The following is an 11,929-nucleotide window of genomic DNA, read 5'->3' as shown; positions in this document are numbered from 1 at the left end:
CGCAGATCCGACCTTTCCACGGTGCGAAATCGGGAGTCGACTGGGTCAGGAGTCGAGCGGCCCCAACCATGCGCTCGCGGCCGTCGCGTGCGCCGACTCCGGGTCGGAGGGATGGAAGGCGCCCGCGAGCACATCGCGGTAGAGACGGGAGAGCTCGTTCGACGAGAAGTACGAGCCGCCGCCCGCCACGAGCATGGCCTGGTCGACCACGTGCTTCGCCATCGTGATCGCGCGGTGCTTGAGCCCCGACAGGAGTGTGAACCATCGGGCGCCGTTGTCGGCCGCCTCGTCGACGTCGCGGGCGAGCGCCGCGATCTGCGGCGGCAACGCGTCGTAGGCGAGCGCCATGTCGGCGATGCGCCAGCGGATGTCGGGATCCTGGCTGTACGCCGCACCCGACTTCTTCGACCGGCGCGTGTGCGCGGTCTGCACCGCGAGATCGAGCGCGCGGCGCGCGATCCCGGTGTACACCGAGGCGAGCAGGATCTCGAACACCGAGAAGATGCCGAACACGATCGGGTCCGGGTTCGGGCCCGGATCGATCCGCCGCACCACGTGCGCGGCGTCGGCGGTCGCGCCGTGCAGACGCGTGGTCCTGCTCTGCGTCGCCCGCATGCCGAGCGTGTCCCAGTCGTCGCCCGTGACGACGGCATCCGTCCTGTCGACGAATGCGAACACGAGCTTCGGAGCGTCCGGGCTCGTGGTGTCGAGCCCGTGGAGTCCGAGACGCGTCCACACCGGCGCGAGCGACGTGAAGATCTTGGTGCCGGTGAACGAATAGCCGCCGTCGCCTGTGGGCACGGCATCCGTGTCGCTGCCGAACAGCACGAGGTCGTTGCCGCCCTCGCTGATGCCGAACGCGAAGACCTCGCCCGCGACCGCGCCGTCCTGCACGAACTCGAGCCCTGTCACGCCACGGTCGGAGAACACCTTGGCGACGCCCGTCCAGACGAGGTGCATGTTGATCGCGAGGGCCGTCGCGGGTGCGGCGGTCGCGAGACGCTGCTGCAGGATCGCGGCCTCCGCGAGGCCCAGCCCCGCACCGCCGCGCTCGGCCGGCACGAGAATCGAGAGGTATCCGGCCTCGCGCAGTTCCTGCAGATCCTGCTCGGGGAAGGTGTTGTCGCGATCGTGGATCGGCGCGCGCTCGCGGATCCGCTCGATCAGGTCGTCGGGGAGGAACGTCGCGGGGTCGAAGGTCGCGCCGGCGTCGGTCATGCGAGCGCCTCCCGCAGGCGCCGGATCGAGTCCTCGGGGTTGTCGCGATGCAGCGAATGCCCCGCGCCCTCGACCACCGACATCGTGATCTGCGGGTTCGACGCGAGCACCGAGGCCGCGACCTCGCCCGTGAAGATGCTGTAGACCGCCGGATCGGAGCCGATCACATGCGTCGGCACCGTCAGCGCCGCAGCCTCCGCGGTGACGTCCCACGGCGTGTTCTGGGCGCTGGTCTGCTCCACCGCCCAGGCGCTCGTGCGATGCACCGCGTCGACCTTGAGCTCCCAGTCCTGCGGATGCCAGTGCGGATGCTCCTGCTGCACGAGCTCGACGCGGTTGTCGGCGAACGCCCGCTCCTGGCTCTTGCGCACGATCGTCGCATCCCGGCCGCTCACGAGGATCGCTGGGTCGAGCAGCACGAGCCTGCGGGTCCACTCCGGGGATGCCGAGGCCGCGACCGTCGCGGCCGCGCCGCCGAGGGAGTGGCCGATGACGGCATCCCAGGCACCCCCGCCGAAGGGGAGGGTGGCGGCGAGGTCGGCACCGTATGCGTGCACCGTGTAGTCGAGCGCGCGGGGGGCATCGCCGTGACCGCGGAGGTCGATCGCGGTCGCGTGCCAGCCGTCGGCGGAGAGTGCGTCGCCGAGACGCCACATCAGCGCGCCCGATGAGCCGAGGCCGTGCACGAGGAGGACGCGGCGAGGAGACGAGGGTTCGCCCCAGCAGAGGCGGGGGAGCGTGAGCGGCGCAGGCATGCCCTCAGCCTACGACCGCGGACCCGCGCCGGGATCAGTCCAGCGGGGGCAGGTCTCCGTGGGTCGTGAGCACGCGTGCGGCGGCGGCGTGGCCGGCCGAGAGGCGCGCGGCGAGGTCTGCTCCGTCGAGCGTCGCGGCGAGGAAGCCGGCAGCGAACGCGTCGCCTGCGCCGACGGGCTCGACGACCTCGACCCGCGGGGCCGGGACGAAGACGGGCGCATCGTCGCCGGAGTAGGCGGTCGCGCCGACGTCGCCGTCCTTCACGACGAGCAGGCCGCAGTGCGGAAGGTGGGCGCGCACGTCATCCGCCGTCGCGGTGCCCCAGATGCGCTCGGCCTCATCGCGTCCCACGAAGGCGATGTCGGCGGCATCCGCGAGCCGGGCCAGCGTCTCGGCCGCGTCCTCGCGGCTCCACAGCGCACGGCGGTCGTTCACGTCGAACGACACCAGGGCCCCGGCCGCGCGCGCGTCGACGTACAGACGGTCGACCATGTCACGGCACGAGGACGACAGTGCCGGGGTGATGCCGGTCGTGTGCACGATGCGCACCCCGTCGAGTCGCGAGGAGTCGAGGAAGCCGGCGCCCATGAGGGAAGCCGCGGAACCGCGACGGTAGTAGTAGACCGACGAGGACTCGACGCCCGGGTCCTTGAACATCACGCCGGTCGCGGCGGTGTCGTCGGTCTCGACCCACAGCTCGACGCCGCGGCGCTCGAGCTCGGCCTCGATGCGGATGCCGATCGGGTCGGCCCCCAGGCGCGAGGCCCAGGCGGCGCGGTGTCCGGCCGCGACGAGCCCGACCGCGACGTTGCCCTCGGCGCCGGCGATCCCGATCGCGGCGGTCTCGGTCTCGGCCAGCGGGGCGCCGATCGCGGTGACGAGCCCCATGGACTCGCCGACGCAGACGACATCGACGGGAGACCCCGCGCCGGACACGTGCGGGGTGGGGGATGCAGTGCTCATGAAGGGGTGACCGCCAGGGGTTCGGTATCGGGGCGAGGAGCGGCGTCGCGGTGACGCAGGTCGGGGAAGGAGCGGACGAAGACGACGGCGACGAGGAGTCCGACCGCTGCGAAGATCGTAGCGGCCAGGTAGGCGCCGCGGGGGTCGGTGGCGTCGACGAGGAAACCGGCGACGGCCGAACCCGCGGCGGCGCCGATGAGCTGGCCGGTGCCCGTCCAGCCGAACGCCTCGGCGGTCTCGCTGAACTTCACGCTCGCCGAGGTGATCGCGAAGAGAACGGCGAGGGCGGGCGCGATGCCGATGCCCGCGACGATCAGGGTGCCGCCGAGCCAGAAGACGTCGAGCGAGACCATCGTGAGCGCGAGACCCACCGTGACGATGAGCAGACGTCGCGCCATGGCCCAGGGGCCGATCGGGATGTGTCCGAAGGCGAGCCCGCCGGCGAGGCTGCCGACCGAGAAGACTGCGAGCACGAGGCCGGCGGCGAGGCTGCCGTGCTCGAACGTCGCGACCACGCCGACCTCGACCGCAGCGCAGGCGCCGATCAGCAGGAAGCCGATCACGGCGGCGAGCAGTACGGGCGGTTTCAGCACGACCCGACCCAGCGCCGAGCGGCTGCGCGGGATGCGGACACGGCCGACCTCGGGGGAGGCGATGAACCAGGCGGCGCCGCCCACGAGGATGATCGCGACGAGGAGGAGGCCCTCGGTCGTGCCGACCTGGGTCGACACGAGCGTGATGACGACGGGCGCGAGCACCCAGATGATCTCCTGCAGCGAGGCGTCGAGCGAGAACAGAGGCGTGAGCTGGCGGGAGTTCACGAGCTTCGGGTAGATCGTGCGGACCGCGGCCTGGATCGGAGGTGTCGACAGACCGGCGAGGAGGCCGAAGGCCATGTATCCGGGAACGCCGAGGGGGAGGAGCCCCAGCCCGAGCACGGCGAGCACGCAGACGGCGCTCGTGAGGGTCAGCACCCGGCGCATCCCCCACGCGCCCATCCAGCGGCTCGTGATCGGCCCGGCGACGGCCTGACCGACGCTCGTGGCCGCCAGCACGAGTCCGGCGGATCCGTAACTGCCGGTCTGCTGCTCGACGTGCAGGAGGATCGCGAGCGACATCATGCCGCTCGGGAAGCGCGCGGTCAGCTGCGCAGCGATCATGCGCGCCACTCCCGGCGTGCGAAGAAGGTCCCGGTATCCCGCCACGCGTCAACGGTACCGGCAGCGACGGACGCCCGCGGAGGGGGTGTCGGCGCGACACGCCGCGACACGCCGAGAGGTCGATTCCACAGAAAATCGGATGTCGGTGGCCCCTCGTATCGTGCCCCCTGTGGATGGATCTCTCCCAGCATCCTCTCAGCCGCGATTTCTCGCGGTTCGCGACCCCTTCGCCGGGGCTGTCGCCTGTGGAAGAAACGGTGGAGAACCTGTGTTGTAACAGTGGAGAGCGGTGGAAAACTACACGGATGTAACTACTACCCCTTGTGGTCCCTCCGAATGTCGGTCCCCATATGTAGTATTGAGTTCCCGGTGAGGGTCTACCGGAAAACGTCTGATGATGAGCAGGCCAGAGAGAGTTTGAGGGGAAGCAGAATATGTCGATCACGGTCTACACGAAGCCGTCCTGCGTTCAGTGCAACGCGACCTACCGCGCGCTCGACGCGAAGGGCATCGAGTACGAGATCCACGACCTGTCGGTCGACCCGGCCGCTCTCGAGCAGGTCAAGTCGCTCGGCTACATGCAGGCACCGGTCGTCGTCACCGACGAGGACCACTGGTCGGGCTTCCGTCCCGACAAGATCGACGAGCTCGCCTCCCGACTGGCCTGAGCTCCGGCAGCGAAGCGGGGTTGACGAATGACTGCCGTCGCGACCGCTGCACCGCTCCTGGTCTACTTCTCCAGCGTGTCGGGCAACACCGCACGCTTCATCGAGAAGCTGGGTCTCCCCGCCCGGCGCATCCCGCTCCTCCGACAGGAGGAGGAACTCGTCGTCGACGAGCCCTTCGTGCTGGTCACCCCCACCTACGGCGGGGGTGAGGGGCGCGGTGTCGAACGCGGCGCCGTGCCCAAGCAGGTGATCCGGTTCCTCAACGACGAGCGCAACCGGCGCCACATCCGCGGAGTCATCTCTGCGGGCAACACCAACTTCGGCGAGGCGTTCTGCCTCGCCGGTGACATCATCAGCCGCAAGTGCAAGGTGCCTCACTTGTATCGGCTCGAGATCTTCGGCACACAGGACGACGTTGATCGCGTGAGCGACGGATTGGAACGACGGTGGGCAACGCAGTTGAAGAGCACGCAGTGACCGACACGGTGGCTTTCAAGATGAACCCGGCGTACGAGGGGCTGGACTACCACGCCCTGAACGCCATGCTGAACCTGTACGACGCGAACGGGAAGATCCAGTTCGACGCCGACAAGCGTGCGGCGCGGGAGTACTTCCTGCAGCACGTCAACCAGAACACGGTCTTCTTCCACTCCCTCAAGGAGCGCCTCGACTACCTGGTCGAGAAGGAGTACTACGAGCCCGCCGTGATCGAGGCGTACTCGCATGAGTTCATCCAGAAGCTCAACGACCTCGCGTACTCGAAGAAGTTCCGCTTCGAGACCTTCCTCGGCGCGTTCAAGTACTACACGAGCTACACGCTCAAGACCTTCGACGGCAAGCGCTACCTCGAGCGCTTCGAGGACCGCGTCGTGATGACCGCCCTCGGTCTCGCCGACGGCGACGAGAAGCTCGCGGTCGCCCTGGTCGAGGAGATCATCTCGGGCCGCTTCCAGCCCGCGACACCGACCTTCCTCAACGCCGGCAAGGCGCAGCGCGGCGAGCTCGTCAGCTGCTTCCTGCTGCGCATCGAGGACAACATGGAGTCGATCGCCCGCGGCATCAACTCCGCCCTGCAGCTCTCCAAGCGCGGCGGCGGTGTGGCGCTGCTGCTCTCGAACATCCGCGAGGCCGGCGCGCCGATCAAGCAGATCGAGAACCAGTCGTCCGGAATCATCCCCGTCATGAAGCTCCTCGAAGACAGCTTCAGCTACGCGAACCAGCTCGGCGCGCGTCAGGGCGCCGGCGCGGTGTACCTCAACGCGCACCACCCCGACATCATGCGCTTCCTCGACACCAAGCGCGAGAACGCCGACGAGAAGATCCGCATCAAGACGCTGTCGCTCGGCGTCGTCGTGCCGGACATCACGTTCGAGCTCGCCAAGAACGGCGAGGACATGTACCTCTTCTCGCCGTACGACGTCGAGAAGGTCTACGGCGTGCCGTTCGGCGACATCTCGGTCACCGAGAAGTACCGCGAGATGGTCGACGACCCGCGCATCAAGAAGACGAAGATCAACGCGCGAGAGTTCTTCCAGACCATCGCCGAGATCCAGTTCGAGTCGGGCTACCCGTACGTCATGTTCGAGGACACGGTGAACAAGGCGAACCCGATCAAGGGTCGCATCAACATGTCCAACCTCTGCAGCGAGATCCTGCAGGTGAACACGCCGACCACGTACAACGACGACCTGTCGTACGACCAGATCGGCAAGGACATCTCCTGCAACCTCGGCTCGATGAACATCGCGCTGTCGATGGATGCCGACGACCTCGGCCAGACCGTCGAGACCGCGATCCGCGCGCTGAGCGCGGTGAGCGACCAGAGCCACATCCGCTCGGTCCGCTCGATCGAAGACGGCAACGACAAGTCGCACGCGATCGGCCTCGGTCAGATGAACCTGCACGGCTACCTCGCCCGCGAGCACGTGCACTACGGCTCAGAGGAGGGTGTCGACTTCACGAACATCTACTTCTACACCGTGCTGTTCCACGCGCTGCGCGCCTCGAACAACCTCGCGATCGAGCGCAAGCAGGCGTTCGAGGGCTTCGAGGACTCGACCTACGCGTCGGGGGAGTTCTTCGACAAGTACATCGACCAGGCCTGGGTGCCCGCCACCGACAAGGTGAAGGAGCTCTTCGCGGGCAAGCACATCCCGACGCAGGACGACTGGAAGGCGCTCAAGGCGTCGATCCAGGAGCACGGCATCTACAACCAGAACCTGCAGGCCGTGCCGCCGACCGGATCGATCTCGTACATCAACAACTCGACGTCGTCGATCCACCCGATCGCGTCGAAGATCGAGATCCGCAAGGAAGGCAAGCTGGGTCGCGTCTACTACCCGGCCGCGTTCATGACGAACGACAACCTGGAGTACTACCAGGACGCGTACGAGATCGGCTACGAGAAGGTCATCGACACGTACGCCGCGGCCACGCAGCACGTCGACCAGGGCCTGTCGCTGACGCTGTTCTTCAAGGACACCGCCACCACGCGCGACATCAACAAGGCGCAGATCTACGCATGGCGCAAGGGCATCAAGACGATCTACTACATCCGTCTGCGTCAGCTGGCGCTCGAGGGCACCGACATGACCGAGTGCGTCTCGTGCATGCTCTGATCCGCTGATCCGTCGCTGAACCCGAGAAACGAAGAATCATGACTCCCAACCAATCGATCAAGCTGGTCGACAGCGTGCAGGCGATCAACTGGAACCGCATCATCGACGACAAGGACCTCGAGGTCTGGAACCGTCTGGTGAACAACTTCTGGCTGCCCGAGAAGGTGCCGCTGTCGAACGACATCCAGTCGTGGAACACGCTCACCGCCGAGGAGCAGCTGCTCACGATGCGTGTGTTCACGGGTCTGACGCTGCTCGACACGATCCAGGGCACGGTCGGCGCGGTCTCCCTCATCCCCGATGCGATCACCCCGCACGAGGAGGCCGTCTACACGAACATCGCGTTCATGGAGTCGGTGCACGCGAAGAGCTACTCCTCGATCTTCTCGACGCTCGCGTCGACCAAGGAGATCGACGAGGCGTTCCGCTGGTCCACCGAGAATCCGAACCTTCAGAAGAAGGCGCAGATCATCATGGACTACTACCAGGGCGACGACCCGCTGAAGCGCAAGATCGCCTCGACGCTGCTCGAGTCGTTCCTGTTCTACTCGGGCTTCTACCTGCCGATCTACTGGTCGTCGAAGGCGAAGCTCACGAACACGGCCGACCTCATTCGCCTCATCATCCGTGACGAGGCCGTGCACGGGTACTACATCGGCTACAAGTTCCAGAAGGGTCTCGAGAACGAGACCGAGGAGCGCCGTCAGGAGCTGAAGGACTACACCTTCAACCTGCTGTTCGAGCTCTACGACAACGAGGTGCAATACACGCAGGACCTCTACGACGGCGTCGGCCTGACCGAGGACGTCAAGAAGTTCCTGCACTACAACGCCAACAAGGCCCTCATGAACCTGGGCTACGAGGCGATGTTCCCCTCGACCGTCACGAACGTGAACCCCGCGATTCTGTCGGCTCTCTCGCCGAACGCCGACGAGAACCACGACTTCTTCAGCGGTTCGGGCTCGTCCTATGTCATCGGCAAGGCCGAGGCCACGGAAGACGACGACTGGGACTTCTGAGTCGCGCGGATGAACGATGATTTTTGTCAGGAGGTGGAGATGAGTATCGACGAGACGTCGATCGTGCGCGGTGAGGCACGATCGCTGCGTGCCCACGTTTTGCCCACGCTTCATCGACACGCAGTTAGCGCGATGGGAACGTCGCGCTCCCTGGCAACCCACCTGAAGGGTCCCCACGCATCTGTGGGGACCCTTCCTCGTCGTCGCGCCGCATCAGGCGTGCACTCAGATGGGAAGGAGGTGAAGAGTATGACTACGCATATGCCGCAGGGGCCCGATGGGGCCTGGAAGACGGGCCAGCGCGTGCCGTTCGACGGCAACTGGGCCGATCAGTACGGGATGGTCACGCGCCACGAGCGCGGAGCTACGTTCCCGCCGTGCATCGACCGCAAGGGAGAATGCGCGTACCGCTATCTGGTCGAGGCTGTTGCAGCAGCCTGATCCGGTGAGCCATCTTCAAGAGGCACAGACCCCCGACTACGGTCGGGGGTCTTTGTCGTTAGCGGTCAGATTCCTTGCGGTCGATCACAGCGAGAACAACACTGATCATCCTCCACGTATGCCCGGGCTCGCAAACATCCCTGTTCAGGAGGCGTGTCATCACGACACGGCAGCGGAGCGTGCTGCGCTCATAGCCTGGGCGGCGGCCTTGAGGTCGTCGTCGAACAGATCGGCGTAGACGTCGAGCGTCATCGCCGCAGATGCATGGCCGAGCATGCGTTGCACGGCTTTCACGTGCCGACCGACTCCGCCAGGAGGTCCTTGTGCGGGGCCCGCTGTGGCGATGAGTTCGGCGGCGACCGGTGGTCGGGTCTTTCGTGTACCGGTTCCTCGAGCAGATCGCGTCGAGGTGCACGGTCAGCAGTGCGTCACGCGAGATGCGAGCCATGGCCGGGATCCTCCCTCCGGCCGAGAGGTTCGAGTCGACGTCGCGGGTCAGACGCGCGAAACGCGCGATGTCGTAGGTGGGTGAGAGTATCTCGAACCATGACGACTGACGACCTCATTATGCGGGCAACGAATCTGGGCATGGATCATGCTGAGGACGAGCACAACGGGACGCGCGGGGCGAGGCTCTATTCCGGGCGGCAGATCGCCGATGCGCTCGGGGTGACGGAACAGCTCACCGGCGCACGGTACGTCGCTCTACGGGACGCGTACGGAAGTGGATGGAGTTCGTTCTGGTGAGGGTGGAGCAGCTGCTCTCGTTCGAGTCGAAGTAGCCGGGGCACTCACATGCGAAGGGCGAAACCGTCCGCCGCAAGTTTGGGACTTACGCCGGTCCGCTACTACCAGCTGCTGGTCCGTGCGGCGGACTCGATCGAGGGGATCGCCGCGGACCCCCTCATTGCTCGCCAAGTGCGCGACGTCGGCGCTGCTCGCGCGGCCGCCCTCGCACGTCGTGCCGGCAGGGCTGCGTGACACTCCGCCGCGTGCCCACACTTTGCCCACACGGGTACCAATCCGCACCATCGCTTTACTCCGCTTCCGCCGCTTAATATCAAGGGCATGAAGCAGCGACAGGCGTGCGAGACGAGCCACGACTTCTTCTCGGGATCGGGCTCGTCCTACGTCATCGGCAAGGCCGAGGCCACGGAAGACGACGACTGGGACTTCTGAGTCACTCGCACGACACACGAGAGGGGCGGATGCTGCAGCATCCGCCCCTCTCGTCATCCCGCCCGGGTCTCAGCCTTGGCTCTCCTGGAACCAGCCGGTCGCGTGGTAGTCCGCGGTCGACGCCGTGCGATCCACGGTGGGCCGTGCCCACTCCACACCGTTCGCGAGCACGCGGCGCACGTCTGGGTGGTGGTAGACGGGGAAGTCCTGGTCGCCGGGGGAGAAGTAGAACACGCGGCCGTACCCGCGGGTGTAGGTGACTCCCGAGCGGAAGACCTCACCGCCGGCGAACGTCGAGAGGAAGATCGTCTCCTCGGGCTCGGGGATGTCGAAGTGCTCGCCGTACATCTCCTGCGCGGGGATCACGATCGGGTGGGGCACGCCCTGGGCGATGGGGTGACGCGGCGAGATGGTCCAGACGAGCTCTCGCTCACCGTCGCTGCGCCACTTCAGCGCGCACGACGTGCCCATGAGGCGCTGGAAGATGCGCGAGTAGTGGGCGGAGTGGAGGACCAGGATGCCCATGCCCTCGAGCACGTGACGGTGCACCCGGTCGACGACCTCGTCGGACACCTGATCATGGCCGATGTGGCCCCACCAGAGCAGCACATCGGTCTGCGCCAGGGTTTCCTCCGACAGGCCGTGCTGGTCGTCCTGCAGCGTCGCGGTCGTCACGACGACGCGATCGCCGAGCACCCCACGGAGTCCCTCGGCGATGGTCGAGTGGATGCCGTCGGGGTAGTTGCGGAGCGTGGCCTCGTGGCCGGTGGTCTCGTGCAGGTTCTCGTTCCAGACGAGAACCCTGATCGGGGCGTCAGACATGCGCCTGCTCCTTTCGGTCGTCGAGGTCTTCGAATCGCACGGGCACCGTGACGGCCTCGAACAGACCCGTCTCGGCGGATCGCGTGGCCGCCTCCATGAGCGCGATGCTGCCGACGTTGTCGCGACCGTGGTGCCCGGTCGACTCGCCCGTGAGGATGTCATGGGCGAATGCGTGGAGGCTCCCTGCGCGGTCGACGAGTCCGCTCACGGTGAGCGGAAGCGCGCGACGCTCCGGGTTCGCGGCGTCGCGCACCTCGACGACGTCTCCTGCGCCGTCCTCGATCGGCCCGAGCCGGCTGGTGAAGAAGACCTCTCCATCGGAGCCGTCTATCTGCCATTCGCCCGCCCACGCGGTGGGCTCGCCGCGGCTGACCCAGCTGCCGCGGTACGACACGGTGGCGCCGCTGTCGAGCTCGATGATCACGGCGGCGGCGGCCTCGTCGTCGTACTTGCTGAACGACGGTGCAGACGACTTCGCGAACACGGCGCGCGCCTCTTCGCCCGTCACCATCCGGATCAGGTCGAAATGATGGATCGCCATGTCGTGCAGCAGTGGATGGGGGAACCGGTAGTGCGGATGCGTGCCCACGGGCAGGTCGTTGTCCCACTGGCGGAAGTCGATGTTGATCGCGACGACCTCGCCGACGGCCTTGCGCGAGAGCAGGTCGCGCGCCGCCTGAGGGGCGGGGTAGTAGCGGTAGTTCTGGCTCACGTGGATCAGCAGCCCGGCGTCGTCGGCGGTCGCGACGAGGGCCGCTGCCTCCTCGGCCGTGGCAGCGAACGGCTTCTCGACGAGCACGTGCTTTCCGGCACTCAGGGCCTCGCGAGCCAGCGGGGCATGGGTGACGGCCGGTGTCGTCAGGAGGACGGCATCCGCCTCGACCTCATTCAGCGCGGCCGCGAGCGACGCGAAGCCGAGAGTGTCGGGCAGGCCCAGGTCGGCGAGGGCAGCGTTGCGCGTCTTCTCGTCGGGCTCGACGAGTGCCGCGACGGAGATCAACTCCTCGTTCGGCACCACATTCCGCGCCCAGTTTCCGCCCCAACCGCCGAGTCCGACATGGATCAACCTCACCGACACCGTTGTC

General features: G+C 66.9%; 13 protein-coding genes. 7 read left to right on the top strand and 6 right to left on the bottom strand.

Features of this window, described 5'->3' with window-relative positions:
- Nucleotides 1–45: 45 nt before the first annotated feature.
- Genes ACIPYT_RS15660 through ACIPYT_RS15645 form a run of 4 tightly spaced genes read right to left on the bottom strand, consistent with a single transcriptional unit; the run spans nt 46 to nt 4,142 of the window.
- Nucleotides 46–1,218 carry an acyl-CoA dehydrogenase family protein gene (locus ACIPYT_RS15660; RefSeq protein ID WP_401076271.1) on the bottom strand — a complete coding sequence of 391 codons (1,173 nt, stop codon included), beginning with the start codon at nt 1,216–1,218 and terminating at the stop codon, nt 46–48.
- Complete coding sequence (locus ACIPYT_RS15655) at nt 1,215–1,973, bottom strand: alpha/beta fold hydrolase (protein WP_401076269.1); 759 nt, start codon at nt 1,971–1,973, stop codon at nt 1,215–1,217. Before ACIPYT_RS15655 ends, ACIPYT_RS15660 begins: the two co-directional genes overlap by 4 nt.
- Nucleotides 1,974–2,007: 34 nt before the next feature.
- Nucleotides 2,008–2,937, bottom strand: a complete 930-nt coding sequence (locus ACIPYT_RS15650) for a sugar kinase (RefSeq protein ID WP_401076266.1) — start codon at nt 2,935–2,937, stop codon at nt 2,008–2,010.
- Nucleotides 2,934–4,142: an MFS transporter gene (locus ACIPYT_RS15645; protein WP_401076263.1), complete on the bottom strand. Its 1,209-nt coding sequence runs from the start codon at nt 4,140–4,142 to the stop codon at nt 2,934–2,936. Before ACIPYT_RS15645 ends, ACIPYT_RS15650 begins: the two co-directional genes overlap by 4 nt.
- A gap of 389 nt (nt 4,143–4,531) precedes the next feature.
- Here ACIPYT_RS15645 and nrdH point away from each other — a divergent pair, with 389 nt between their 5' ends.
- From nrdH to ACIPYT_RS15610, 7 genes are all read left to right on the top strand, one after another.
- On the top strand, nt 4,532–4,765 hold the full coding sequence (gene nrdH, locus ACIPYT_RS15640) for a glutaredoxin-like protein NrdH (protein ID WP_401076261.1): 234 nt from the start codon (nt 4,532–4,534) through the stop codon (nt 4,763–4,765).
- 27 nt (nt 4,766–4,792) lie between these two features.
- Complete coding sequence (gene nrdI / locus ACIPYT_RS15635) at nt 4,793–5,242, top strand: class Ib ribonucleoside-diphosphate reductase assembly flavoprotein NrdI (protein WP_401076258.1); 450 nt, start codon at nt 4,793–4,795, stop codon at nt 5,240–5,242.
- 20 nt (nt 5,243–5,262) lie between these two features.
- Nucleotides 5,263–7,383 carry a class 1b ribonucleoside-diphosphate reductase subunit alpha gene (gene nrdE, locus ACIPYT_RS15630; protein WP_401076362.1) on the top strand — a complete coding sequence of 707 codons (2,121 nt, stop codon included), beginning with the start codon at nt 5,263–5,265 and terminating at the stop codon, nt 7,381–7,383.
- Nucleotides 7,384–7,421: 38 nt separating this feature from the next.
- Nucleotides 7,422–8,402, top strand: a complete 981-nt coding sequence (gene nrdF / locus ACIPYT_RS15625; RefSeq protein ID WP_401076255.1) for a class 1b ribonucleoside-diphosphate reductase subunit beta — start codon at nt 7,422–7,424, stop codon at nt 8,400–8,402.
- Nucleotides 8,403–8,441: 39 nt separating this feature from the next.
- Nucleotides 8,442–8,843, top strand: coding sequence for a hypothetical protein (locus tag ACIPYT_RS15620; protein WP_401076252.1), 402 nt, complete (start codon nt 8,442–8,444; stop codon nt 8,841–8,843).
- 546 nt (nt 8,844–9,389) lie between these two features.
- A complete protein-coding gene (locus tag ACIPYT_RS15615) occupies nt 9,390–9,590 on the top strand; it encodes a hypothetical protein (RefSeq protein ID WP_401076249.1) in 201 nt (66 codons plus the stop codon).
- Nucleotides 9,591–9,638: 48 nt separating this feature from the next.
- Nucleotides 9,639–9,824, top strand: a complete 186-nt coding sequence (locus tag ACIPYT_RS15610; protein WP_401076247.1) for a DUF3263 domain-containing protein — start codon at nt 9,639–9,641, stop codon at nt 9,822–9,824.
- Between the two features lie 267 nt (nt 9,825–10,091).
- Here the strand turns inward: ACIPYT_RS15610 and ACIPYT_RS15605 are convergent, their stop codons facing one another.
- Both ACIPYT_RS15605 and ACIPYT_RS15600 read right to left on the bottom strand, forming a co-directional pair.
- Nucleotides 10,092–10,844 (bottom strand): ThuA domain-containing protein, encoded by a 753-nt coding sequence (locus ACIPYT_RS15605; RefSeq protein WP_401076244.1) that lies wholly within the window; start codon nt 10,842–10,844, stop codon nt 10,092–10,094.
- A complete protein-coding gene (locus ACIPYT_RS15600) occupies nt 10,837–11,916 on the bottom strand; it encodes a Gfo/Idh/MocA family protein (RefSeq protein ID WP_401076241.1) in 1,080 nt (359 codons plus the stop codon). The genes ACIPYT_RS15605 and ACIPYT_RS15600 overlap by 8 nt, the downstream gene beginning before the upstream one ends.
- Between the last annotated feature and the right edge of the window lie 13 nt (nt 11,917–11,929).

It is taken from the genome of Microbacterium sp. NPDC089695 (assembly GCF_044749085.1).
GTDB lineage: Bacteria > Actinomycetota > Actinomycetes > Actinomycetales > Microbacteriaceae > Microbacterium.
Note: the sequence above shows the minus strand (reverse complement) of the source record. Positions and strands in the feature narration are given on the sequence as shown.